Raw genomic sequence first — 24480 nt, 5'->3', positions numbered from 1 at the left:
GGATGCCAAGGGATTTTATGCGAAGCGGTGTGCCGGATGCGCACACCACGACTCGCCAGCGGCTGACCAGCCTGCTGGACCTGCCCAAACTTTATCGGACCATTGACGCCGACCCGGCCATCGTCGGGGCAGGTGTGGTGCATATCGGCAGTGATTATCAGGTGACGGTGCTGCGTGAGTTTGTGCCGTTGTGCAGTATCAGGCCCAAGCGGGTGATTCTGCGGGAAGTGGCAGGTCCGATGATGACTGCCGAGGAGTATGCAGAGCTTGCAGCAAGCTCGCCTCGTGAATCACAGCTGTGGCGCGAAGCGTCGGGAATAGCTGCCTCCTGTGGAGGGGCCGTAATTGGATATATCGTTGCGAAATCAGGAATCGCGGCAGTGCCTTTCAGCGCGGGTGCCAGCCTTGCGTTGAGCTACGTTGCCTACAGCGCTGCGACTGCCAGTACTCTCCAGTGCGTAAACAGTTTATGGAGAGTCTCCAACGAATTGACCAATCCCGCCAAAAATGACTATTACGACAGCCTGAGCTGGTATCAGACAATGACAGTCGCTCTGGATGGCATTTCATTGGTCGGGGCCGGTACCACCACCTTCGCTACCGTAAAATCAGTAATGGCTATCAAACGTGCGACTGGGCGTAATTCGACAGACATCTTGAGGCTCATGAGTCGCCAGGAACGTGCAAAGTTAACAACCGAAGTACTGCGACTGCAGAACCCTCGCCATCCCCGAGAGATGATTCGTCTGAAGCAACTAGCGGGGCAGCTACCCAAACGCTACAGCAACCTCCAACTTCGGTTGGGCATTCTCACTCAAATAAAAGATCAGATTGGAGCGACCTTGGCCGTTGGAGGCAGCATCTATTCCGGAAATATCAATCACATCGTCATAGGTCTGTATGAGGAGTTTTCCGAGTATGATTTATAGCGTCGACCCCTTCCGTGAATATCGAATTTGGCGCCGTTACGCCTATCGATTCTTACCGTCATGGGCCAGTGCTCTTCTGCTTATGCTAAACAATATTGCTATCAACATGACACTTAGCTTGTCGTATTACGCGAAGGCCAATCATCTACCGACTGAATTTTCTTTCGGAACCGGTATGGCACTTTGTCTGATTTTTTGCGCAGGCCAGATAATGTTATTTGAAGGCTTCCATCACGCACGGCGAATACTCGTACCTATCGCCATCGTTAATACCTTTCTCGCAATTGGTTACCTGGCCAGTCAGCCGGTGACACTGTTCAACTTATTCCCTCTGTTCACATCGCTGCTCTACATCCTGATCCTTAATTCAAAAAACCATCGCCGATACACGAGCATGTTGAGGGTAAAGCGTCGACGAAAAATCAGGGCTAGCAAGCCATTCGCTTAGGCCTGCCATTCAGTTTGGCGCCGAGTTCACAATCACCGTGCACGTAATCCCCGCCGCCAACAACACCCCCTGCGGCACTTCATCAATATGAATCCGCACCGGCACGCGCTGGGCCAGCCTCACCCAGTTGAAGGTCGGGTTCACATCGGCAATCAGCTCGCGGCTCTCGGGGTTGTCGCGGTCGTAGATGCCGCGCGAGATGCTTTCTACGTGCCCTTTCAGCGTCTCGCCGCTCATCAACTGCATATCGGCTGTGTCACCGACTTTCACATGGGGCAATTTGGTTTCTTCGAAGAAGCCATAAACCCAGAACGAGTTCATATCCACCACGGCCATCTTGGCTTCGCCGATGCGTGCGTAGTCGCCGCGGTGCACGTTGAGGTTGGTGACGTAGCCGTCCACCGCCGCCACGACCTGGGTGCGTTTCAGGTTGAGTTCGGCGGCTTCCAGTTGCGCCAGCGCGTGTTGGTAGTCGGCCTGGGCCGAGTCGGCGATGTTGCTGGCGTCGTCGCGGTTTTCCCTGGAGATCACCAGGGCGTCGAGGTCGGCGCGGCGGTGGGCGTTGACCTTGCGCATTTCCCAGGTGGCTTTGCGCGAAGCCACCAGCGATTGCGCCTGCTTGACCGCGATGCGGTAGTGCTCGGGGTCGATCTGCATCAGCAGGTCGCCCTTTTTCACCAGTTGGTTGTCGCGCACCGGTACGTCGACCACTTCGCCGGTGACGTCTGCGGCGACGTTGATGATGTCGGCCCGCACCCGGCCATCACGGGTCCACGGTGTTTCCATGTAGTGCACCCACAGCGTGCGGCCAATCCAGATCGCCAAGGCCAATACCAGCAAGGTGGCGAGCAGGCTGAAGAACTTTTTCATCGGGGCATTCTCAACGGTAGACGGTCAGCGCCAGGGCGCCGAACAGGCAAACGAACAGGCTCAGGCGCAGCAACGCCGGGTGCCAGAAAAAACGGTACAGGTCGAAGCCGGCCAGGAAGCGGTCCAGGGCCCACGCCAGTCCTGCCGCGATCAGGAACATCAGGGTCATGGTGGGCATGTAGAGGCCGTGGAACGCTATTTCACGGGGCATGGGGGGATCCTTTGAGGGCCGCCAGCGGCGATTGCGGGTCGAGCAACGAGGTGCGGATAAAGTGCAGGTAGCTTTTCACCCGGCGCAGGGCCGAAGTGTCGAAGTGCGGGGCGAAGGGTTCGTCGGTGGCCTGCACGCGGCTGATCGCATGGTCGACGGCAATGAGGCCGCGCTCCAGGTTGCTCGCGCTGGGTTGCAGGAACAGGCGCACCAGCGAGCGCCCCATCACGCGGATCGCCTGGCGCCACGGCTGGGATTCGGCGTATGCAGGATGCACCGGCAGGATCGCCTGTTCCTTGCGCAGCTCGATGATCGCGTGGCCGACTTCCAGCACCACGAACATCCAGCGCAGCAGGTCACGTTGTACCTGCGGCTGGCCGACGGCGAGACCGTAGGCCTGGTGCAACAGGTCACGGGTACGGCTTTCAAAACTCGACGCCAAGCCCTTGAGCTTTCCGCTGATCGCATACACCACTTGCTCGCGCAGGTCCTGCTCCAGGCGGCGCCACAGCCAGCGGCTGTTGGGCGGCAGGATGATCGCACCGGCGGCCGCACACACCAGCATGCCGAGGATCATGGCGATGTAGTCGTTGATAAAGGTGTAGGGGTTGTAGACCGTGAGGTTGTCCGGCACCGAGCCGGTGCTGAAGAAGATCAACAGGCCTACGCCCACGCCTGCGTACTGCGGGCGGGAGGCGAGGAAAGCACCGAGGATGATCACCGGCGCGAGCATCACGCACAGCAGTGGGAAGCCGTCGATCCACGCAAACACGAAGAACATTTCGACAAAGCCCACCAACGCCCCGATCAAGGTGCCGCAGGCCATCTGGAACGCCATGCGCTTGGGGTTGGGTGTGGCGGCGGACAGGCCGACGGTGGCCGCCGCGATCAGGGTCATGGTGGCGCCGCTGGGCCAGGCGGTGGCCACCCAGTAACTGCCCAGCACAATCAGGATAAACGACGCGCGAATCCCCGAAGCGGCGCAGGCCAACCAGTTGGTTTTCGGTGTGTAGGCTTGGTCCCAATCTTCCCGCGCGTGGGTGTGATCGGCCAGGGACGCGTGGGTTTGCGCGTAGTTGTGCAGGTCGTCGACGAAGCGGTAAAGCAGCTCGTAGGCGGTGTGGAAATCCAGTTGCTCGGCCTCCGACGGGTCGCTTTCCTGGAAGGCCGTGCGCAGGCTGCGGACCGTGGCGGGCAAACTGTCTTTATAGGCGCTGAGTTGGTTGACCAAGCGTGCGGCATCGGGGCTGGTCAGGGCACGCCCGGAAAAACCGTCGAGCACTTCGGCCAGGTCTTGCAGGCCGGGTTTGATTGCCGCCGCCACATGATCCGCAGCATCCGTGCGCAGGCGCGCCAACAACTGATGCAAGGCATTGAAGCGCGTGGTGATGCTCATGAATTCGCTGTTCAGGCGACTGAGCCGACCGTTGCGTCGACGCATGTGCGGGTCTTCAAACACGGTGACGCTGCGCAGCCCTTCCAGGCCCACGGCTTCGGCGATGAAGCGCACGTTGCTGGCCTCGAAACCGTCACGCTGGCTGCGCCCACGCAGGCCATCGGTGACGAACAGCGCGAACACACCGAAGCGCTGATACAAGGCATTGCGCATCGCGGCGCTGGAGGTCTGCGGCAGGATCGCAGCACTGACCAGGGTGGCGCAGATAATTCCCAGGGAGATTTCCAGCACTCGCCACACGGCCGCCATAAAGGCGCCATCCGGATGGGCCAGCGCCGGCAAGCCGACCATCGCCGCCGTATAACCGGCCAGTACAAAACCATAGGCGCGAAAGTTGCGGTTGCGCGTCGCACCGGCGGTGCAGATGCCGACCCAGATCGCCAAGGCGCCGAGGAACAGTTCGGTGTTCTGCGCAAACAATGCGATCAGCAACACCATCACCGCCGAGCCCGCCAGAGTGCCGAGGAAGCGGTAAAAACTCTTGGCGAACACCTGGCCGCTCTGCGGTTGCATCACGATAAACACCGTGATCATTGCGGTGCGCGGTTGCGGCAGTTCCAGGCGCATAGCCAGCCACAGGGTAAGGAACGCGGCGATCAGGACCTTGAAGATGTAAACCCAGGTCACGCCGTCGCTGCGTGCCCAGTCAAAAAAGCCACGGCGCCATTCAAGGGAATGCAGCCAGCGCAGCGGTGCAGGCAAGGGCGTCATCACAACCTACTCAGTGATCGAAGACGGCAAGGGCCGCCGGGGTTTTGCTCGGGAGGGTGTTGGCGTCTTGCGGCGCGTCCTTGCCTGCTTGAAGGCCACCGCCCAAGGCGGTCACAAGTTGCGCGTGGGCGCTCAGGCGCGCGGCCTGGACCTGCTGCTCGATCTGTTGCTGGCGAAACAGCAGGGTCTGGGCGTTGAGCACATTGAGGTAGTCGGTGAGGCCGCGCTGGTAGGCGATGGTCGCGATGTCATAGGTTTTTTGCGCCGAGGCCACCGACTGGGCGGCGAATGACGATTGCTTGTCCAGGGATTCGCGGCGGATCAACTGGTCGCTGATGCCCTTGAGCGCATTGACCAGGGTCTGGTTGTAGCGCGCCACGGCGACGTCGTAACCGGCGCTGGCTTCACCCAACTCGGCACGCAGGCGACCGCCGTCGAAGATCGGCAAGGTGATCGCCGGGCCGACGTTGTAGTTGAATTTCTTGCCCGCCAGAAACGCCAGCATGCCGCCGCCGGTGGCCATGTAGCCGAGGCTGCCGACCAGATCGACGTTGGGGTAGAAACCGGCGTGAGCCACATCGATGCCCCGCGCCTGGGCTGCCACTTGCCAGCGGCTGGCAACCACATCCGGACGCTGGCCGAGCAATTGCGCGGGCAAGGTGGACGGCAGTTTCAGCGGTGCGGCAAGGGACAGGCTCGGCCGTTGCAACTGCGCGCCCTCCCCCGGGCCTTTGCCCGCCAAGGCCGCCAGTTGGTTACGGCTCAGGGCGATCTCTTCGTCGAGGGCGTCCAGTTGGCGATGGGCTTCCGGCAGCGGGGTTTCGGCCTGGCTCACATCCAAATGAGTGCCGATGCCGGCATTCAGGCGTTTGTTGGCCAGGTCAAGAATCTGCTCTTGCTGGGCCAACGTGGCGGCGACGATATCGCGGTTGGCGTAATGCAACGACAGCTGGATATAGGCGCGCACCACGTTGTTCTGCAGTTCAAGTTGGGCCTGGCGTGCTTCGGCGGCGCTCATGTGGGCCAGGTCGACGGCGCGCTCAGTGGCATTGCTTTCACGGCCCCACAGGTCGATTGCGTAGCTCAGGCCAAGGGACGCATTGTTGTCCCAGGTGTTGGCACCGCTCAATTCGCCGGGGCCGTAGAACTGATCCTTGGGCCAATTGTGGCGTTTGAGCGTGCTATTACCGTTGGCCTGCAACGACTCGGCCGACTCGGCAATCCCAGCCATAGCTCGCGCTTCACGCACCCGTGCGGCCGCCATGGCCATGCTTGGGCTGTCGTGCGTCGCAAGTTCGACCCATTGGCTGAGTTGCGGGTCGCCATAGGCTTGCCACCACTGGACGGAGGGCCAACGGGCCTCCTGGGCGGCGCTCTGGATAGCTTCGTCGGTGGCCAGGGTATTGGCGTTCAAGGCCTGGCCTTGGGGGGCGATTCCTCCGGTTCCGATGCAGCCGCTGATTGCTAACGATAAAGCCCAAACACTGAGAGTCTTAAGCTCTCTGCTGATGCGACGCGGCACGGCAAGCGAATTCCTGAGGTGGTGTTGCGGGAGAGGTGGCGCAATTCTAGGCGGCGGGGGGAATGGCGATAAGCTGGCATTCCTGTGAATCTTTGTTACCGTTCAAGCGATAATCCGTTGGTAGGGATCACTGGACGGCGTAACTTTCTGTCACAATTTGGCATCTCCCCTGAGAACTCTCCATGGACACTTTGCAAAACATGCGCGCCTTCAGTTGCGTGGCCGAAGCCGGCAGCTTCACCGCCGCCGCCGTGCAATTGGATACCACCACCGCCAACGTCTCGCGCGCGGTCTCCAACCTGGAGGCCCATCTGCAAACCCGCTTGCTCAACCGCACCACTCGGCGCATTGCCCTTACCGAAGCGGGTAAACGCTACCTGCTGCGCTGCGAACAAATCCTGGCCTATGTCGAGGAAGCAGAGGCCGAAGCCAGCGACGCCCATGCGCGCCCCGCCGGGCAGTTGAAAGTGCACACCATGACCGGTATCGGCCAGCACTTCGTGATCGACGCCATCGCACGCTACCGCCGCACCCACCCGGATGTGACCTTCGACCTGACCCTGGCCAACCGCGTGCCCGACCTGCTCGACGAGGGTTACGACGTGTCCATCGTGCTCGCCAGCGAGCTGCCGGACTCGGGGTTCGTGTCCCAGCGCCTGGGCATCACTTACAGCATCGCCTGCGCCTCGCCGGATTACGTCAAGGCCAAAGGTTGTGCCCATCGCCCCCAAGACCTGCTCAACCACGCCTGCCTGCGCCTGGTCAGCCCGGTGATCCAGCTGGACAAGTGGACCTTCAACGGCCCCGAAGGCCAGGAAAGCGTGGCGATCAACACCTCGCCGTTCCTGGTGAACTCGGCCGACGCGATGAAAACCGCAATCACCAGCGGCATGGGCGTCGGCCTGCTGCCGGTGTATGCGGCCATTGAAGGCCTGCGCAACGGCACGTTGGTGCGGGTGATGCCCACTTACCGCTCCCAGGAGCTGAACCTGTACGCCATCTACCCCTCGCGCCAATACCTGGATGCGAAGATCAAGACCTGGGTGGAATACCTGCGCGGTTCGTTGCCGGAGATCCTGGCGGCGCACCAGGCGGAGCTGGTGGCGTATGAGTTGAGCGGCAGCCTCAGCGGTGCACGGCTGGCGAACTGATTTCTACCAGGCGATACAAGTCTTTAAATGTGGGAGGGGCGGTGTCCTGACAATTGCCGGCAGGAATGTTAGCGTGCTTAGCATTCTTCCGTAGTCGATGAGCCCGCCTGCAATGAAAAAGACCGTCCTCGCCTTCAGCCGTGTCACCCCGCAAATGATCGAACGCCTGCAACAGGATTTCGAGGTGATCGCGCCCAACCCCAAGCTCGGTGACATCAATGCGCAATTCAATGAAGCGCTGCCCCACGCCCACGGGTTGATCGGCGTGGGCCGCAAGCTGGGCCGTGTGCAACTTGAAGGCGCGAGCAAGCTGGAAGTGGTATCCAGCGTGTCGGTGGGCTACGACAACTACGACGTGCCGTACTTCAACGAGCGCGGCATCATGCTCACCAACACCCCAGACGTCCTCACCGAAAGCACCGCCGACCTGGCCTTCGCCCTGCTGATGAGCAGCGCACGCCGGGTGGCTGAGCTGGATGCCTGGACCAAGGCCGGCCAGTGGAAAGCCAGCGTCGGCGCGCCACTGTTTGGCTGCGACGTGCACGGCAAGACCCTCGGCATCGTCGGCCTGGGCAATATCGGCGCCGCCGTGGCCCGTCGTGGGCGCCTGGGCTTCAATATGCCGATCCTGTACAGCGGCAACAGCCGCAAGGCCGAGTTGGAGCAGGAACTCGGCGCGCAGTTGCGCAGCCTGGACCAATTGCTGGCCGAGGCGGATTTCGTCTGCCTGGTGGTGCCGTTAAGCGAGAAGACCCGCCACCTGATCAGCACCCGCGAGTTGGGGCTGATGAAGTCCAGCGCGATTCTGATCAATATTTCCCGCGGCCCGGTAGTAGACGAACCCGCCCTGATCCAAGCCCTGCAAACCCAGCAGATTCGTGGCGCCGGGCTGGATGTGTATGAGCAGGAGCCGTTGGCTGAATCGCCACTGTTCCAGTTGAGCAATGCGGTGACCCTGCCGCATATCGGCTCGGCGACAAACGAGACCCGTGAAGCCATGGCCAACCGCGCCCTGGACAACCTGCGCAGCGCCCTGCTGGGCCAGCGCCCGCAGGACCTGGTGAACCCGCAGGTGTGGAAGGGCTGAAACGGGCCCAGCCCGACACAAAATCGGGTTAAAGCCTGGCTCTCCCGAGTCGATAACCTTCAATAGAAGTTCGTCATCCCTGATCCACAGAAGGTTTTTATGTCCACCACCAAAGCCCGCGCAGACTCTCTCTCGCTTCTGCTCTTTACCTTGCGCAGCGGCAAGCTGATGGCCATCAACCTGCTGAAAGTCAGCGAAATCATTCCTTGCCCGCCGCTGACCAAGCTGCCGGAGTCACACCCGCACGTCAAAGGCATCGCCACCCTGCGGGGCAACTCGCTGGCGGTGATCGACCTGAGCCGCGCCTTGGGGGAAATGCCTCTGGAAGATCCGGACGGAGGCTGCCTGATCGTCACGGATGTGAGCCGTTCCAAGCAGGGCCTGCACGTGCAGGCTGTGAGCAAGATCGTGCATTGCCTGACCACCGACATCCGCCCGCCGCCCTACGGCTCCGGCGGCAACCGTGCGTTCATCACCGGGGTCACTCAGGTCGAAGGCGGCCTGGTGCAGGTACTGGATATCGAAAAAGTCATCCACGGCATCGCGCCGGCACCGGTTGAAGCGGCGCCGACCGACCTGACCATGGAAGAAGCGGAAGTGCTCGGCAATGCGCGGATCCTGGTGGTGGATGACAGCCAGGTCGCCTTGCAGCAGTCGGTGCACACCCTGCGCAACCTCGGCCTGACCTGCCACACCGCCCGCAGCGCCAAGGAAGCCATCGACGTGCTGCTGGAACTGCAAGGCACGGCGGCGCAGATCAATGTGGTGGTGTCGGACATCGAGATGTCCGAGATGGACGGTTACGCCCTCACCCGCACGCTGCGCGAAACTCCGGATTTCCAGGATCTTTACGTGTTGCTGCATACCTCGCTGGACAGCGCGATGAACAGTGAAAAGGCGCGCCTGGCCGGTGCCAACGCGGTGCTGACCAAGTTCTCTTCACCGGAACTGACCAAGTGCCTGGTGGTAGCTGCCCAGACCGTGGCGCAACAGGGGCTGTAACCCGTGGCGGAGTATTTCCAACTACTGCGCCGCGATCTCACCGGCAGCCTGCCCGCGCCGCAATGGCCGGCCCATACGCAGTTGGATCATTACCGCGACGACCTGGCCCCGGCGATCCATGCGGTGCTGCGCATGACCCAGGAGCAAGGTGGTGGCCGCGTTCCCAATCTGCAAGCCTGGCAGCATCAGTTCATCACCGATGCCGAATTCGACCCCACGCTATGCCTGGTAGCCAGCAACGGCGATGGCATCCTCGCCGTGGCCCAATGCTGGACCAGCGCGTTTATCAAGAACCTGTCCGTGCATCCTCGCGCTCAAGGCCAAGGCTTGGGCCGGGCGTTGTTGCTGCACTGTTTCCAGGTGTTCAAGCAGCGCGGTGAGCCCTACGTGGACCTCAAGGTGCTGGAGAGCAATCTGCGTGCCCGGCAGTTGTACGAAAGTGCAGGCATGGTGTTTGTACTGCGGGATGTGGTCACAGAGGGCTGACAGGTACTGGCGCATAACTTGCTTCCAGAGCAGCACAACGGTGCAAAGAGGTAAAAACCCGTCACCGTTCCTGCGTGCCCTCTGACCTAGCCTGGTGACAGATCCGCCATGAACACCCACTTTTCCTGCGTTGGTTGCGGCAAATGCTGCACCGACCACCATGTCCCCCTGACGCTCGATGAAGCCCGTATGTGGGCGGCAGACGGCGGTAACGTCATCGTGCTGGTGGAGGGTTTCCTCGGCAACGGTCTGGGCCTGCCCTTGCAACAGCGCGAGCATGCCGAACGGCGCTCGGTGGTGGTGCCCAGCGGCAACACCGAGGCATTTGTGGCCATCACCTTTGCCGCCTACAACGCCGGACGCTGCCGGAATCTTGACGCAGACAACCTGTGCCGTATCTATGAACGCCGCCCATTGGTCTGCCGCATCTACCCGATGGAAATCAACCCGCATATCCCGCTGAACCCCGCCGCCAAGGATTGCCCGCCGCAATCCTGGGAACAAGGGCCGGCACTGATCGTCGGGGGCGAGTTGGTGGACCTGGAGTTGGCCGAGCTGATCCGCCGCTCGCGCCAGGCTGACCGCGATGACGTGCAGGCCAAAGAGGCGGTGTGCGCCTTGCTGGGCATCCGCACGACGGCGCTCAAGGGCGACGGGTTTACCGCCTACCTGCCGGACATGAACGCGTTTGCCCAGGCGATCGAGCTGGCGGTTGAGCAGCCATCCCAGGCCAATGAGTGGGTGTTCCATGTGTCCGGGCTGGATCTTGCCGAACAGGTGCTGGAGGCGGGTGCGCAGATTGCCACTGAGGTGCCGGCCAATTATGCGTTCATCCCGTTGCGCGCGGCCTGACGCCACGCCGATAGGCCTGGAGACGCGGCCGACACACTGTTGCGATTTGGGCAACAGTCATTATCTTGTTACACTCTGTATCGTACCGCTCGCCTGCGTTAATTTGACGCATCGATGAGCGCGACGGCAAAGGCAGCTGACCCGCTTACCCGAATTCCCCTCGACTTTTTCCAGGGCTCTACACTGGGAATCTGTCTTAAAGCCGCTGATCTTCAGCGGCTTTTTTTTGCCGTAAAAAAAGGCCAGGCACACCCCCACGACATTGGCCGTTTTCGATAGACCAAAGGAGCTTTACCGGTGAAGAACTCGCTGACGTTCACCCCGTTATTCCTCGCGATTGCAGCAACGATCGCTCCCCTTGCCCACGCGGCAGACACTACGCCCACCGACGGATTCGTCGAGGGCTCGCACCTCACCCTCAACACCCGCAACTACTACATGAACCGCGACCGGCGCGACATTCACACCGATGACAGCAAGGAATGGGGCCAGGGTTTTATCGGCACCTTCGAATCCGGCTACACCCCAGGCACCGTCGGCTTCGGCCTGGACGCCCACGCCATGCTCGGCCTCAAGCTCGACGGCGGTGGCGGCACCGACGGCTCCAGCATTCTTCCCTACGGCAGCACCGATGGCAGCGGCAAAGCGCCAGGAGCGTTCTCCACTGCCGGCGGCGCCTTGAAGATGCGTGCCTTCGATACCGAGCTGAAGGCCGGTGACCTGTTCCTCAACAACCCGGTGATTGCGGGCGGCATGACACGCATGCTGCCGCAAACCTTCCGTGGCGTGAGCCTGAGCAACCACAGCTTCGACGGCTGGCTGTTCGAAGGCGGCCAGGCCAGCTTCACCAAGCTCTACAACCAGAGCGGCCACCGCCGCATCGGCACCAGCTACGGCGCCTTGCCGACCAACACCGACAGCCAGCACATGAACTGGGCCGGCGTGGCGTTCAGCGGCATTCCCGGACTGACCAGCAACCTGTACGCCTCCGAACTCAAAGACGTGTGGCACCAGTACTACTACGACCTTGACTACACCTACGCGCTCAATGATCTGATCAGCCTCAACCCGGGCCTGCACTACTACCACACCGAGGACACCGGCCAGTCGTTGCTGGGGGGTATCGACAACAACACCTACAGCCTGCATTTCACCGTGGGCGTGGGCTACCACAGCGTCACCGCCGCGTACCAGCGGGTCAACGGCAACACGCCGTTCGACTACATCGCCCAGGGCGACAGCGTGTACCTGGACAACTCCCAGCAATACTCGGACTTCAACGGGCCCAACGAACGCTCGTGGAAGCTCAAGTACGCCTATGACTTCAGCGGCCTCGGCCTGCCCGGCCTGACCTCGGCCGTGTCCTACATCAGCGGCAAGACCGACCTGACCAAGGTCGACCCGCAAAGCCGTGGCTACAGCGCCTGGTACAGCGCCGATGGCAAAGACGCCAAGCACTGGGAACGGGACATCGACGTGAAATACGTGGTGCAGGGCGGCAAGGCCAAGGACCTGGCCGTACGCTTGCAGTGGGCGACCAACCGCGGCAGCAATGGATATTCCGCGGTGGACCGGGATGTAGATGAGTACCGGGTGATCGTCGACTACCCGATCAACGTTTTCTAACCTGCTGATCTTTCTTTACAACTCAGCATTTAATTTTCATCGGGTAGAACTAAACTGCCAGCATTCACACCGCTGAAGTCTGCCCGATGAGTCAACGCCGTGTTCGTACCGTACCTGTAAACCCCGAGCTGCTGCTGATTCTCGGCAGCGGCTTCACCGTTATACTGATTGTGGTCATCGTCGCGGCGTTGCTGACCCGCGAACACGCCAGCACCCTGCAAGCGGCGACGCGATCAACCACCAATATTGCCCAACTGATCAATGCCGACGTGCTGCGTAACGTCGGGTTGTACGACTTGGCCCTCAAAGGGCTGATCACGGCCCAAAAACGCGACGACCTGTCCCTGGTTGGCCCTGACATCCGGCACCTGGTGCAGTTTGACCTGGCCGCCGCAGCGCCTTTCAAGGGTGAAGTACTGTTACTGGACGCCAATGGCGCGGTGATTGCGGACTCTTCGACCCTACTTCCCACGCCGCGCAACTTCGCCGACCGCGACTATTTCCAGGTGCATGCCAACAACGCGCTGGCCGGGTTGTTTATCAGTCGGCCGTTCAAGATCCGTTGCGATTGTGACCAGGTATGGCGCATGGCCTTCAGCCGCCGCGTGTCGGGGCCCAACGGTGAGTTCGCTGGCGTCGCCGTGGCGACCATGCGCCTGGCATATTTCGACCAGCTCTTCAGCACGCTGACAATCGGTAACGGCAGCAGCGTCAACCTGCTCAACAACACAGGCATCCTGCTGGCCCAGCAACCGCTGCTCGAAAGCGACATGATCAACAAGGACCTCAGCCAGCGGCCCAACTTCAAACGCATGCTGCGCGAAGGCGATGGCAGCTTCCAGGCCATCTCGGCCATGAGCGGCAAGGAGCGCTTGTACACCTTCACCAATGTCGGCGACCTGCCGCTGATCGTGGTAGTGGCCCTGTCCAGCGAGGACGTGTTCGCCCCCTGGAAACGAGCCGCATTGCTGACCAGTTGCGCCACCGGCATCCTGTGTATTGGTCTGTTATGGCTCACGTGGATGCTGCGCCGCGAGCTGCGACGCCGCTATCGCGCCGAGCGAGTGCTGTCAGAACTGGCAGCCACGGACGCCCTGACCGGGCTCGCGAACCGGCGCATCCTTGACGAGCGCCTGCGCCTGGAATGGGACCGCGCCCAACGCTCAACGGAGCCTCTGACGCTGCTGATGATCGACGTGGACCACTTCAAGGCGTTCAACGATCGCCACGGCCATCAAGGCGGTGATGAAGCCTTGCGCACGGTGGCCCAGGTCATCGGCAACAACATCCGCCGCCCTGCCGACCTCGCCGCGCGTTATGGCGGCGAGGAGTTTGCGGTGGTGCTGCCGCATACCGATGCCAAAGGTGCCTGGGTAATCGCCGAGCATATCCGCAGCAGCGTCGAACACTTGCCACGGGTGGCGGGGGCTGAGCAGTCGATTACGGTTAGTATCGGCATGAGCACTTGGGACAAGCGCAGCCGTATGTCACTCGAAGACTTGCTGCTCAGCGCAGACCAGGCGCTGTATGAAGCCAAGCACCGTGGGCGCAACCGCATAGAGGATGTCAAACAACCTTAGGCGAGGTGGGATGGTTGTTGCACGCATAAAAAAAGGCCACCCGAAGGCAGCCTTTAAAAACTAAAGAAAGAGAGTTGTTACTTACACCGCCGCAACGGGACGCATGTAAGAGATCGGTGCGGTGCTGGCATCTTCGAAGGTCACGACTTCCCAAGCATCTGTCTGCTCAATCAACTTGCGCAGCAGCTGGTTGTTAAGGGCGTGGCCCGACTTGAAGCCTTTGAACTCGCCTATCAGGCTATTGCCCAGCAGGTAGAGGTCACCGATTGCATCGAGGATCTTGTGCTTCACGAATTCGTCTTCGTAGCGAAGGCCGTCTTCGTTCAGTACACCATCCGCGTCGACCACGATGGCGTTTTCAACGCTGCCGCCGAGTGCGAGGTTGTGCTTGCGCAGGTACTCGATGTCACTCATGAAACCAAAGGTACGGGCGCGGCTGACTTCTTTTACGAACGAAGTGCTGGAAAAATCCACGCTTGCACTTTGGGTGCGGTCACGGAATACCGGGTGATCGAAATCGATCTCAAAGCTCACTTTAAAGCCTTCGAACGGGACGAAGGTGGCGCGCTTGTCGCCGTCTTCTACTGTCACTTCCCGCAGAATGCGTATGAACTTCTTGGCTGCGTCCTGTTCTTCCAGGCCGGCAGATTGAATCAAGAATACGAAGGGTCCAGCGCTGCCATCCATGATAGGGACTTCGGACGCGGAGAGCTCGACGTAGGCGTTATCGATGCCCAGGCCAGCCATGGCCGAGAGCAAGTGCTCCACCGTGTCCACTTTGACGTCACCGTTGACCAATGTGGTCGACATGGTGGTTTCGCCAACGTTTTCCGCGCGAGCAGGAATCTGCACCACAGGGTCCAGGTCGGCACGAACAAACACGATGCCGGTGTCGACAGGTGCGGGTTTGAGGGTCAGGTATACCTTCTCCCCGGAGTGCAGACCTACACCTGTGGCACGGATAATATTCTTCAGGGTGCGTTGTTTAATCATGGCTTGGACCGCTTGAGCGCAAATTGCGAACTGGTATCAACAAAGGCTGGCGATGATAGCAGACCAGACCTTTGCTGAACACCAATCACCTTCATAGCCCTGATACATTCCATCAATCGGCCTGACGACGCAGGAATGCCGGGATGTCCAGGTAGTCCAGGTCATCTTGCGGATTCGGGCTACGGGACGCCGCAGCACCGGCCTGAGCCTGGTTGCGCATCACGGTCGGACGGTCCAGGTCACGGTAGTTCACCGACGGCATTTCCGGGCGCGCAGGCGCTGGAGCTGCAGCCGACTGGCTGGTGTGGCTGGCGTGGCTGGTATGAACGGTGTTGTCGATAACCTTCACAGGCTTCTCGATTTTCGCGCCCAGGCCAGTAGCAACTACGGTCACGTGCAGTTCGTCGCGCATGTCCGGGTCGATAACGGTACCGACTTTGACCATCGCATGCTCGGAAGCGAAGGCTTCGATGATGCTACCCACGTCGGAGTACTCACCCAGGGACAGGTCAGGACCGGCGGTGATGTTCACCAGGATGCCGCGTGCGCCTTGCAGGTTCACGTCTTCGAGCAACGGGTTGCGGATGGCCGCTTCGGTGGCTTCACGCGCACGGTTCGGACCGCTGGCGCAGCCAGTGCCCATCATCGCCATGCCCATTTCGCTCATCACGGTACGTACGTCGGCAAAGTCGACGTTGATCATGCCTGGGCGCTTGATGATGTCGGAAATACCGCGAACGGCACCCGCCAGTACATCGTCAGCCTTGGCGAACGCGGACAGCAGGCTTGCGTCCTTGCCCAGGATGGTCAGCAGCTTCTCGTTGGGAATGGTGATCAACGAGTCGACGCTTTCAGACAGCAGACGGATACCTTCGTCGGCGATCTGCATGCGCTTGCGGCCTTCGAACGGGAACGGACGGGTCACGACAGCGACCGTCAGAATCCCCATTTCCTTGGCCACTTCGGCAATGATCGGGGCTGCACCGGTACCGGTACCGCCACCCATGCCGGTAGTGATGAACACCATGTTGGTGCCTTGCAGCACTTCGGCAATACGCTCGCGGTCTTCCAGGGCGGCTTGACGGCCGACTTCCGGATTGGCGCCAGCGCCGAGGCCCTTGGTCACGGCTGTGCCCAATTGCAGGATGGTCCGCGCGCCGATGCTTTTCAGCGCCTGGGCATCAGTGTTGGCGCAGATGAATTCAACGCCTTCAATGTTGCTCTTGACCATATGGTTGACAGCGTTGCCGCCGCCACCACCGACACCGATCACTTTGATGACCGGGCTGGCGGGGATGTTGTCTACGAGTTCGAACATGTTCCCTCTCCTTTCGTTATCTCTAGTTTTTTCGCCTACTACTTGAAACGGTGTTGCGGTAAATCTTTAGAAATTGCCTTTAACCCAAGCCTGCAACCGCTCGAACAACGGCGCTTTGGCCTCGTCGTCGCTGCGGTAGCTGTCACGGTTGCTCGGGCCCGACAGGGAAATGCCGTCGGTCTGCTTTTGCAGCCCGTACAACAGCAAGCCCACACCGGTGGAATAAATCGGGTTGCGTACCACGTCGCCCAGGCCTTTGACGCCATGGGGCACGCCCAGGCGCACTGGCATGTGGAAGATTTCCTCGGCCAGTTCGACCGCACCTTCCATCTTCGAGGTGCCACCGGTCAGCACAATGCCGGCCGGGATCAGATCTTCGTAGCCGCTGCGGCGCAGTTCGGCCTGGATCAGGGTGAACAACTCGTCATAGCGCGGCTCGACCACTTCGGCCAGGGCCTGGCGCGACAGTTCGCGCGGTGGACGGTCGCCCACGCTCGGCACCTTGATGGTCTCGCCGGCACCGGCCAGTTTGGCCAGGGCGCAGGCGTAACGGATCTTGATTTCTTCGGCGTACTGGGTCGGTGTACGCAGCGCCATGGCGATGTCGTTGGTGACCTGGTCGCCCGCAATCGGGATCACGGCGGTGTGACGGATCGCACCCTCGGTGAAGATCGCGATGTCGGTGGTGCCGCCGCCGATATCCACCAGGCACACGCCCAGTTCTTTTTCGTCGTCGGTCAGTACCGAATACGCGGACGCAAGCTGCTCGAGAATGATGTCGTCGATTTCCAGGCCGCAACGGCGCACGCATTTTTCAATGTTCTGGGCGGCGTTGACGGCGCAGGTCACCACGTGGACCTTGGCTTCCAGGCGTACGCCCGACATGCCCAGGGGCTCGCGTACGCCTTCCTGGTTATCGATCACGTAGTCCTGCGGCAAGGTGTGCAGCACGCGCTGGTCAGCCGGGATCGCCACGGCCTGGGCGGCGTCGAGCACGCGCTCGAGGTCGGCGGCGCTGACTTCGCGGTCGCGGATCGCCACGATGCCGTGGGAGTTCAAGCTGCGGATATGGTTGCCGGCCACGCCGACGAATGCCGAGTGGATCCGGCAACCGGCCATCAGCTGCGCTTCTTCGATAGCGCGCTGGATCGATTGCACGGTGGACTCGATATTCACCACCACGCCCTTCTTCAGGCCCCGGGACGGATGCGTGCCAATACCGACGATCTCAATCACGCCGTCTTCCCCGACCTCGCCCACCAGCGCCACCACCTTGGAGGTGCCGATATCGAGACCGACGATCATTTTGCCGCTTTGCACGTTTGCCATGGGTCCTGCCTCTTCTTAATTCTTCGCGACAGCGGGTTGCGCTGCCGTGGGCGCCGCCGGTTCACGCCAGCCGACGGCAAGGCCGTTGGCGTAACGCAGGTCGACGCTCGCAATGTTCGTAATCTGTTCTTTCAAGGTCTTGTCGTAGATGGCAATGAAGCGGCGCATCTTTTCCACCAAGCGGTCGCGTCCCAGCAACAACTGGATGCCCGGGCCGGAACTGCCTGCCCCGGTCGTCAAAAACCAGCTGCCCCGTTCACGCAGTTCCAGGCGTGCAATGGAGAAGCCCAGTGGCCGCAGCATCTGGCTCAAGGCCTGGTACTGCTGCATCACTTGTTGCTGCGCCCGCTGCGGCCCGAACAACTGCGGCAGGTGCTCGTAGTTGGCCAGCTCACGCGGGGTGAACGCCTGGCCCTGGTTGTTCAACAGCGCTTCATCACCCCAACGGGCCACGGGCAGTTGTTCTTCCAGGCGGATCGTCACCTGGTCCGGCCAGACGCGACGGACTTCGGCGTGGGCGATCCACGGCATCTGTTCCAGCTCCCCGCGCATACCGGCCAGGTCGATGGTGAAGAAGCTCGCGGCCAGGTACGGGCCGATACGCTGCTGCACCGCTTGCTGGCTGATGTAGCTCAAGTCGCCCTGCACGCTGATCTTGGTGATCGGCCGGTCGGCATACGGCAACAGACGCTGCGCGCCCTCATAAGTGCCGAAGCCCAGCGCCACCAGCAACACCGGCCAGAACAGCGCCTTGAGGAAACCAAAGTTGGCTTTCGGCAGGCGCGCCGACATCGGCTCCTTAGCAACCATTCGACTGGCACCCCGTGGCACCGGCTTGCGGCCGGGTGCTGGAGGTTGCTGATGACGAAGCGATGCGCCGTTCATGTGGTTAGCCTCGAACCTCAATGCTTGCTGCCAAAATCGCCAGCACCAACTGCTGGAAATCCAGACCGGCAGCACGCGCCGCCATCGGGACCAGGCTGTGGTCGGTCATGCCCGGCGCAGTGTTGACTTCCAGGAACCAGAAATTCCCCTGGTCATCCTGCATCACGTCTGCCCGCGCCCAACCGGCGATACCCAGCGCCTCACAGGCCTTCGCCGTGAGGTCCATCAATTGCTGTTCCTTGGCTGCGTCAAGGCCACATGGGATCCGGTACTGGGTATCGGAGGCCACATACTTGGCGTCGTAGTCGTAAAAAGTGTGGGGCGTGCCCAATGCGATAGGCGGCAATACCTGGCCACGCAGGATGGCGATGGTGTACTCGGGACCCTGGATCCACTGTTCCACCAACACTTGCGAATCGTAGGTACTTGCCGCTTTCCATGCGTCGATCAATTCGGCGGCCGAGTTCACTTTGGCCATGCCGATACTGGAGCCTTCATGGGCAGGTTTGACGATCAAAGGCAGGCCCAGTTCCTTGGCTGCAGAAATACAATCGTCTTCACTGCACAGCACACTGTGACGCGGAGTTGGAATACCCAGGCTGTGCCACACCTGTTTGGTGCGCAGCTTGTCCATTGCCAGTGCCGACGCAAGAATGCCGCTGCCGGTGTAAGGGATGCCCGCGCACTCCAGCAGGCCTTGCATGCTGCCGTCTTCACCGCCGCGGCCATGAAGAATGATGAAGGCGCGGTCGATCTTCTCGGCCTGCAGGCGGGCGAGGAAGTCATCACCCACGTCGATACCGAACGCATTCACGCCGGCGCTTTGCAGGGCTTCGAGCACGGCGTTGCCGGACTTGAGCGACACGTCGCGCTCGGCGCTCTTGCCGCCGAACAGCACGGCCACACGGCCGAAGTCAGCAGCCGCGATGGTGGAGAACAGGGCGTCGTAGTTCGTGTTCATTTCGACTTCCCCTGTGCTGCAGCAAACAGCGGGCTCGCGAGCAACTTAGGCGCAAGCCCGCCGATATCACCGGCCCCTTGGCACAGTAGGATGTCGCCGGCGCGCAGCAGCGGTTTGACGATCGGCGCCAGGTCCACACCGCGCTCGATGTAGATCGGGTCCAACTGCCCACGCTGACGGATGCTGTTGCACAGCTTGCGGCTGTCGGCGCCCGGGATCGGCTCTTCACCGGCCGGGTAAACCTCCATCAGCAGCAGCACGTTGGCATCGGCCAATACATTGACGAAGTCGTCGTACAGGTCACGGGTACGGCTGTAGCGGTGCGGCTGGTACACCATCACCAGGCGGCGCTCCGGCCAGCCACCGCGTACGGCCTTGATTACTGCGGCGACTTCGGTCGGGTGGTGACCGTAATCGTCCACCAGCATCACGTCGCCGCCTTCTACCGGCAGTTGGCCGTAGACCTGGAAGCGGCGGCCCACGCCAGCAAAGCGCGACAGGCCCTCGACGATGGCTTCATCGCTGACGCCTTCGTCGGAGGCGATGCAGATGGTCGCCAGGGAGTTCAGTACGTTGTGATTGCCCGGCATGTTCACCGACACATCCAACGGCTCACGGTCAGGCCGCAACACGGTGAAGAAGGTTTGCATGCCTTCCTGGCGCACATTGATGGCGCGCACGTCGGCGTCTTCGCTGAAGCCGTAGGTCACGGTCGGACGCTTGACCAGCGGCAGGATTTCGCGCACTACCGGGTCGTCCAGGCACACCACCGCCAAACCGTAGAACGGCAGGTTGTGCAGAAACTCAACGAAGGTTTTCTTCAACTTGTTGAAGTCACCGTCGTAGGTCGCCATGTGGTCTTCGTCGATGTTGGTCACGACGGCCACCAGCGGTTGCAGGTGCAGGAAGCTGGCGTCGCTTTCATCGGCTTCAGCGATCAGGTAACGGCTGGTGCCGAGCTGGGCATTGGTACCGGCTGCATTCAGGCGGCCACCGATGACGAAGGTCGGGTCCAGGCCGCCGGCGGCAAACACCGAGGCGATCAGGCTGGTGGTGGTGGTCTTGCCGTGGGTACCGGCGACGGCGATGCCGTGGCGGTAGCGCATCAGCTCGGCCAGCATCTCGGCACGCGGGACTACGGGAATGCGGCGCTCCAAGGCGGTGGCCACTTCCGGGTTGGAGGTGTTCACAGCGCTGGACACCACCAGCACGTCAGCCTCTGCGGCGTTTTCGGAGCGGTGACCGATAAAAATCTGCGCACCAAAGGACTTCAGGCGCTCGGTGACCGGCGACTCTTTCAAGTCTGAGCCGGACACTTGGTAGCCCAGGTTCAGCAGCACTTCGGCGATGCCGCACATGCCCACGCCGCCGATCCCGACGAAGTGGATACGACGGATGCGGCGCATCTCGGGTTGCGGCATGGCTTTCTGATTCTCAACCATGGGCCACCTCCAGGCAGATATCGACCACGGTGCGGGTTGCATCAGGTTTGGCCAGGCGGCTTGCGGTGCTCGCCATGTTGTTGAGTCGTTCCGGTTGCATCAAAACCTCGGTCAGGCGTGCGGCCAAATCGGCGGCGCCAGTCGTTCTTTGCGGCAGCAGGAAGGCAGCGCCCTCCCCGGCCAAATATTCGGCGTTGCGGGTCTGGTGATCGTCGATCGCATGGGGCAGAGGCACCAGCAACGACGGCAGACCGGCGGCGGCCAGTTCACTGACGGTCAACGCACCAGCGCGACAAACCACCAGGTCGGCCCAGCCATAGGCATGGGCCATGTCTTTGATGAAGGGCTGTACGTTCGCCTCCACACCGGCTTCGCGATAACGCGTGGCGGTGATTTCATCGTGATTCTTGCCGGCTTGATGGAAGATCTCCGGGCGCAGTTCCACAGGGAGTTGCGCCACCGCTTCCGGCAGCAATTTGTTCAACGGCTCGGCGCCCAGGCTTCCGCCCAGGATCAGCAGGTGCGCCTTGCGCCCCGCCAGCGCCTCACGGGCAATCGCCATGAACAGCTCAGTGCGTACCGGGTTGCCGGTAGTACGCAATTTGTCCGACGCGCCAAAGGTCTTTGGAAACGCCTCGCACACTCGCGCAGCCAGCGGCACCAGCAGGCGGTTGGCCGTACCGGCCACGGCGTTTTGCTCGTGGACGATCACCGGCACACCAGCGAGCCTGGCGGCGACACCACCCGGGCCGGTCACATAACCGCCAAACCCAAGCACACACACCGGCTGCAATTCACGGATGACCTTGCGCGCCTGCCACACCGCCTTGAGCAACACGAACGGCGCCTTGAGCAGGGACAACTTGCCCTTGCCACGCAGGCCGGTGACGTTGATCAAATGCAGCGGCAAGCCGGCGCCCGGTACCAATTCGTTTTCGATGCCACGCGGCGTACCCAGCCAATGCACGGTGTAGCCACGGCTCTGGAACTCTCGCGCACAGGCCAGGGCCGGGAATACATGGCCCCCGGTGCCGCCCGCCATGATCAGCACATTAGCGCCCATGGGTCGGCTCCTCGGCAAAGTCGCTTTCGCTGAACTCCATCTCTTCGCTGCCCAAGTGGGTTCGACTCTCCCACTCGATGCGCAGCAACAAGCCCAGGCAGGCGCAGCAAATCACCAACGAACTGCCGCCGTAACTGAGGAACGGCAAGGTCAGGCCCTTGGTCGGCAGCAGGCCGACATTCACGCCGATGTTGATCAGGAACTGGCCGATCCACAGGAACGACAGGCCGTACGCCACATAGGCGGCGAAATACTGTTTGGCCTTCTCGGCCCACAGGCCGATGTACATGCCGCGCACGCACACGAATACGAACAGTGCGACGGTGCACAGCGAACCGACCACGCCCAGCTCTTCGGCAAGTACCGAGAACACGAAGTCGGTGTGGGCTTCCGGCAGGTAGAACTGCTTCTGCACGCTGTTGCCCAGGCCAACGCCCAGCCACTCGCCGCGACCAAAGGCAATCAATGCCTGGGTCAACTGGTAGCCGGAGCCGAACTGGTCGGACCATGGGTCGGTAAAGGTGATCAGACGTGCCATCCGGTAGGGTTGCGCCTGCACCAGGATGGTCACGGCCGCCACGGCCAGCACCACCATCAAACTGAAGCGGAACAGGCCCACGCCACCGAGGAACAGCATCGCCGCGGCCGCGCCCATCATCACGACGGTGGCGCCGAAGTCGGGCTCCATCAGCAACAGGCCGGCCATCGGCAGCAGCACGATGAACGGCTTGAAGAAGCCCATCCAGCTTTCGCGCACTTCCTTCTGGCGACGCACCAGGTAACCGGCCAGGTAGATCACCACGAACACCTTGGCGATTTCCGACGGTTGCACGTTGAACGCGCCGAAGCCGATCCAGCGCATCGAGCCGTTCACCTCGCGACCGATACCCGGCACGATCACCATGATCAGCAAGCCAAACGCACCAATCAACATCAGCCAGCCCAGGCGTTGCCAGGTGGCGATAGGAATCATCATGGTCACAATGCACGCGCCCAGACCGATGATCAGATACACCAGGTGGCGGATCATCATGTAGAGGGTGTTGCCCGACTGCACAGCGGCCACTTCCGAAGACGCCGAGGTGATCATCACCAGGCCCAGGCCCAGCAGCGCGAGGCAGCCGGCGAGCATTGGGAAATCGAGGTCGATGCCGCGCCCGGTGATAATCGGCGACGGATACGGCTTGATGATGTTTCTGAAGTCAATACTCATGCCAAGCCCTCCACGGCACGGGCGAACAACTGGCCGCGCTCTTCGTAGTTCTTGAACATGTCGAAACTGGCGCACGCCGGCGACAGCAGCACCGCATCACCCGGCTGGGCCAGGGCCTTGCACTGGGCGATGGCATCGTCCAGGGAAGTGGCGCGCACTTGCGGCACGGCGTCGCCGAGGGCACTGGCGATTTTGTCGGCGTCGCGGCCGATCAGCACCACGGCGCGGCAATGTGCGGCGACGGGGGCTTTGAGATCCTTGAACTCGGCACCCTTGCCGTCGCCACCGACGATCAGCACCAGCTTGCCGTCGATATCAGCGCCAAGCCCTTCGATGGCAGCCAATGCGGCGCCGACGTTAGTGGCCTTGGAGTCGTTGTAATAGCTCACGCCATCAAGCTCACGCACCCACTGGCAGCGGTGCTCAAGACCGGCGAAGGTGCGCAGGCTCGACAGCATGGCGTCGAATGGCAGGCCAACGGCATGGCCGAGCGCCAATGCCGCCAGAGCATTGGACTGGTTATGGGCGCCACGGATTTTCAGCTCGCGCACCGGCATCAGGTTCTGGAATTCGAAGGCCAGGTATTTCTCGCCGTTCTCTTCGCGAATACCAAAGGCCTTGAAGTCGGGTTTGCCCAGGCCGAAGGTCCAGCACGGCATGCCCTCGCCCATCAGCGGACGGCTCAGGGCGTCCTGGCGGTTGACCACGAATTGCTTGGCGCCGCGGAAGATCCGGTGCTTGGCCAGGTGGTAGGCGGGCAAGCCGCTGTAGCGGTCCATGTGGTCTTCGCTGACGTTGAGCACGGTGGCCACTTCGGCGCCGAGGTCATGGGTGGTTTCCAGTTGGAAACTCGACAGTTCCATCACGTACAGCTCAACGTCGTCGCTGAGCAGATCCAGCGCTGGCGTGCCGAGGTTGCCGCCCACGGCCACGCGTTTGCCGGCCGCAACCGCCATCTCGCCGACCAGGGTGGTCACGGTGCTTTTCGCGTTGGAACCGCTGATGGCCACGATCGGCGCCTTCGCGTTACGCGCGAACAGGTCGATATCGCCGGACAGCTTCACGCCACGCGCCGCAGCCGCTTGCAGGGCCGGGGTTGCCAGCGCCAGACCGGGGCTCACGTAGAGCTCGTCAGCGCGGCACAGAAACTCGACATCCAGCTCGCCACAACGCACTTCCACGTGCGGATAGTCACGGCGCAGCGTGACCAGCTCCGGTGGATTTTCCCGCGTATCGGCCACGGCAAACGACGTGCCCCGGTTCGCCAGGAAGCGAACCAGGGACATGCCGCTCTTGCCGAGGCCGACAACGATGCGGAAGTGGTCTGAAGCGATCAAGGACACTC

At 61.6% G+C, this 24480-nt stretch carries 21 protein-coding genes; 8 read left to right on the top strand and 13 right to left on the bottom strand.

What is annotated here, in order from left to right; genetic code table 11:
* Positions 1 to 2: 2 nt before the first annotated feature.
* Complete coding sequence (locus PspS35_RS05520; RefSeq protein ID WP_159933080.1) at positions 3 to 929, top strand: NAD synthetase; 927 nt, start codon at positions 3 to 5, stop codon at positions 927 to 929.
* 457 nt (positions 930 to 1386) lie between these two features.
* On the opposite strand, the gene PspS35_RS05515 is transcribed toward PspS35_RS05520, so the two are convergent.
* The 4 genes from PspS35_RS05515 to PspS35_RS05500 are packed head-to-tail and all read right to left on the bottom strand — an operon-like array spanning position 1387 to position 6147.
* Complete coding sequence (locus PspS35_RS05515) at positions 1387 to 2247, bottom strand: HlyD family secretion protein (RefSeq protein WP_159933079.1); 861 nt, start codon at positions 2245 to 2247, stop codon at positions 1387 to 1389.
* A 10-nt stretch (positions 2248 to 2257) separates the two neighbouring features.
* Positions 2258 to 2458: a DUF1656 domain-containing protein gene (locus tag PspS35_RS05510; RefSeq protein WP_032886341.1), complete on the bottom strand. Its 201-nt coding sequence runs from the start codon at positions 2456 to 2458 to the stop codon at positions 2258 to 2260.
* A complete protein-coding gene (locus PspS35_RS05505; RefSeq protein ID WP_159933078.1) occupies positions 2448 to 4625 on the bottom strand; it encodes an FUSC family protein in 2178 nt (725 codons plus the stop codon). Before PspS35_RS05505 ends, PspS35_RS05510 begins: the two co-directional genes overlap by 11 nt.
* 10 nt (positions 4626 to 4635) lie before the next feature.
* A complete protein-coding gene (locus PspS35_RS05500) occupies positions 4636 to 6147 on the bottom strand; it encodes an efflux transporter outer membrane subunit (protein ID WP_159933077.1) in 1512 nt (503 codons plus the stop codon).
* 182 nt (positions 6148 to 6329) lie between these two features.
* Here PspS35_RS05500 and PspS35_RS05495 point away from each other — a divergent pair, with 182 nt between their 5' ends.
* The 7 genes from PspS35_RS05495 (at position 6330) to PspS35_RS05465 (ending at position 13931) form a co-directional block, all read left to right on the top strand.
* A complete protein-coding gene (locus PspS35_RS05495; protein ID WP_159933076.1) occupies positions 6330 to 7298 on the top strand; it encodes a LysR family transcriptional regulator in 969 nt (322 codons plus the stop codon).
* A 112-nt stretch (positions 7299 to 7410) separates the two neighbouring features.
* Complete coding sequence (locus PspS35_RS05490) at positions 7411 to 8385, top strand: D-glycerate dehydrogenase (RefSeq protein ID WP_159933075.1); 975 nt, start codon at positions 7411 to 7413, stop codon at positions 8383 to 8385.
* Positions 8386 to 8484: 99 nt separating this feature from the next.
* Complete coding sequence (locus PspS35_RS05485) at positions 8485 to 9387, top strand: chemotaxis protein (protein ID WP_159933074.1); 903 nt, start codon at positions 8485 to 8487, stop codon at positions 9385 to 9387.
* A gap of 3 nt (positions 9388 to 9390) precedes the next feature.
* On the top strand, positions 9391 to 9873 hold the full coding sequence (locus tag PspS35_RS05480; protein ID WP_159933073.1) for a GNAT family N-acetyltransferase: 483 nt from the start codon (positions 9391 to 9393) through the stop codon (positions 9871 to 9873).
* 108 nt (positions 9874 to 9981) lie between these two features.
* Complete coding sequence (locus tag PspS35_RS05475; RefSeq protein ID WP_159933072.1) at positions 9982 to 10725, top strand: YkgJ family cysteine cluster protein; 744 nt, start codon at positions 9982 to 9984, stop codon at positions 10723 to 10725.
* A 297-nt stretch (positions 10726 to 11022) separates the two neighbouring features.
* Positions 11023 to 12351, top strand: a complete 1329-nt coding sequence (locus PspS35_RS05470) for an OprD family porin (protein WP_159933071.1) — start codon at positions 11023 to 11025, stop codon at positions 12349 to 12351.
* A gap of 86 nt (positions 12352 to 12437) precedes the next feature.
* Positions 12438 to 13931, top strand: coding sequence for a sensor domain-containing diguanylate cyclase (locus PspS35_RS05465; RefSeq protein ID WP_159933070.1), 1494 nt, complete (start codon positions 12438 to 12440; stop codon positions 13929 to 13931).
* Positions 13932 to 14012: 81 nt separating this feature from the next.
* Here PspS35_RS05465 and lpxC read toward each other — a convergent pair whose 3' ends face one another.
* The 9 genes from lpxC to murD form a co-directional block, all read right to left on the bottom strand.
* A complete protein-coding gene (gene lpxC / locus PspS35_RS05460) occupies positions 14013 to 14924 on the bottom strand; it encodes a UDP-3-O-acyl-N-acetylglucosamine deacetylase (protein ID WP_003171886.1) in 912 nt (303 codons plus the stop codon).
* Positions 14925 to 15036: 112 nt separating this feature from the next.
* A complete protein-coding gene (gene ftsZ, locus PspS35_RS05455; protein WP_159933069.1) occupies positions 15037 to 16242 on the bottom strand; it encodes a cell division protein FtsZ in 1206 nt (401 codons plus the stop codon).
* Positions 16243 to 16308: 66 nt separating this feature from the next.
* Positions 16309 to 17571 carry a cell division protein FtsA gene (ftsA, locus tag PspS35_RS05450; protein ID WP_159933068.1) on the bottom strand — a complete coding sequence of 421 codons (1263 nt, stop codon included), beginning with the start codon at positions 17569 to 17571 and terminating at the stop codon, positions 16309 to 16311.
* Between the two features lie 15 nt (positions 17572 to 17586).
* On the bottom strand, positions 17587 to 18456 hold the full coding sequence (locus PspS35_RS05445) for a cell division protein FtsQ/DivIB (RefSeq protein WP_159933067.1): 870 nt from the start codon (positions 18454 to 18456) through the stop codon (positions 17587 to 17589).
* Between the two features lie 4 nt (positions 18457 to 18460).
* Entirely contained in the window at positions 18461 to 19417 is a 957-nt protein-coding gene (locus tag PspS35_RS05440) for a D-alanine--D-alanine ligase (RefSeq protein WP_159933066.1), read from the bottom strand.
* Positions 19414 to 20859 carry a UDP-N-acetylmuramate--L-alanine ligase gene (murC, locus tag PspS35_RS05435; RefSeq protein ID WP_159933065.1) on the bottom strand — a complete coding sequence of 482 codons (1446 nt, stop codon included), beginning with the start codon at positions 20857 to 20859 and terminating at the stop codon, positions 19414 to 19416. The genes PspS35_RS05440 and murC overlap by 4 nt, the downstream gene beginning before the upstream one ends.
* Positions 20852 to 21922 (bottom strand): undecaprenyldiphospho-muramoylpentapeptide beta-N-acetylglucosaminyltransferase, encoded by a 1071-nt coding sequence (murG, locus tag PspS35_RS05430; protein ID WP_159933064.1) that lies wholly within the window; start codon positions 21920 to 21922, stop codon positions 20852 to 20854. Before murG ends, murC begins: the two co-directional genes overlap by 8 nt.
* A complete protein-coding gene (gene ftsW, locus PspS35_RS05425) occupies positions 21912 to 23135 on the bottom strand; it encodes a putative lipid II flippase FtsW (RefSeq protein ID WP_159933063.1) in 1224 nt (407 codons plus the stop codon). Before ftsW ends, murG begins: the two co-directional genes overlap by 11 nt.
* Positions 23132 to 24478, bottom strand: coding sequence for a UDP-N-acetylmuramoyl-L-alanine--D-glutamate ligase (gene murD, locus PspS35_RS05420; RefSeq protein ID WP_159933062.1), 1347 nt, complete (start codon positions 24476 to 24478; stop codon positions 23132 to 23134). The genes ftsW and murD overlap by 4 nt, the downstream gene beginning before the upstream one ends.
* Between the last annotated feature and the right edge of the window lie 2 nt (positions 24479 to 24480).

This window comes from Pseudomonas sp. S35 (genome assembly GCF_009866765.1).
Taxonomy (GTDB): domain Bacteria; phylum Pseudomonadota; class Gammaproteobacteria; order Pseudomonadales; family Pseudomonadaceae; genus Aquipseudomonas.
This window is presented reverse-complemented; position numbering and strand designations above follow the sequence as displayed.

What these genes read in the sequence shown, in the direction of transcription:
- PspS35_RS05495 (WP_159933076.1), top strand. Translation starts at nt 6,330, where the DNA reads ATGGACACTTTGCAAAACATGCGCGCCTTCAGTTGCGTGGCCGAAGCC.
- murC (WP_159933065.1), bottom strand. Translation starts at nt 20,859, where the DNA reads ATGGTTGAGAATCAGAAAGCCATGCCGCAACCCGAGATGCGCCGCATC.
- lpxC (WP_003171886.1), bottom strand. Translation starts at nt 14,924, where the DNA reads ATGATTAAACAACGCACCCTGAAGAATATTATCCGTGCCACAGGTGTA.
- PspS35_RS05510 (WP_032886341.1), bottom strand. Translation starts at nt 2,458, where the DNA reads ATGCCCCGTGAAATAGCGTTCCACGGCCTCTACATGCCCACCATGACC.
- PspS35_RS05490 (WP_159933075.1), top strand. Translation starts at nt 7,411, where the DNA reads ATGAAAAAGACCGTCCTCGCCTTCAGCCGTGTCACCCCGCAAATGATC.
- PspS35_RS05485 (WP_159933074.1), top strand. Translation starts at nt 8,485, where the DNA reads ATGTCCACCACCAAAGCCCGCGCAGACTCTCTCTCGCTTCTGCTCTTT.
- PspS35_RS05515 (WP_159933079.1), bottom strand. Translation starts at nt 2,247, where the DNA reads ATGAAAAAGTTCTTCAGCCTGCTCGCCACCTTGCTGGTATTGGCCTTG.
- ftsA (WP_159933068.1), bottom strand. Translation starts at nt 17,571, where the DNA reads ATGGCAAACGTGCAAAGCGGCAAAATGATCGTCGGTCTCGATATCGGC.
- PspS35_RS05475 (WP_159933072.1), top strand. Translation starts at nt 9,982, where the DNA reads ATGAACACCCACTTTTCCTGCGTTGGTTGCGGCAAATGCTGCACCGAC.
- PspS35_RS05440 (WP_159933066.1), bottom strand. Translation starts at nt 19,417, where the DNA reads ATGAACACGAACTACGACGCCCTGTTCTCCACCATCGCGGCTGCTGAC.
- PspS35_RS05445 (WP_159933067.1), bottom strand. Translation starts at nt 18,456, where the DNA reads ATGAACGGCGCATCGCTTCGTCATCAGCAACCTCCAGCACCCGGCCGC.
- PspS35_RS05465 (WP_159933070.1), top strand. Translation starts at nt 12,438, where the DNA reads ATGAGTCAACGCCGTGTTCGTACCGTACCTGTAAACCCCGAGCTGCTG.
- ftsW (WP_159933063.1), bottom strand. Translation starts at nt 23,135, where the DNA reads ATGAGTATTGACTTCAGAAACATCATCAAGCCGTATCCGTCGCCGATT.
- murG (WP_159933064.1), bottom strand. Translation starts at nt 21,922, where the DNA reads ATGGGCGCTAATGTGCTGATCATGGCGGGCGGCACCGGGGGCCATGTA.
- ftsZ (WP_159933069.1), bottom strand. Translation starts at nt 16,242, where the DNA reads ATGTTCGAACTCGTAGACAACATCCCCGCCAGCCCGGTCATCAAAGTG.
- PspS35_RS05520 (WP_159933080.1), top strand. Translation starts at nt 3, where the DNA reads ATGCCAAGGGATTTTATGCGAAGCGGTGTGCCGGATGCGCACACCACG.
- PspS35_RS05505 (WP_159933078.1), bottom strand. Translation starts at nt 4,625, where the DNA reads ATGACGCCCTTGCCTGCACCGCTGCGCTGGCTGCATTCCCTTGAATGG.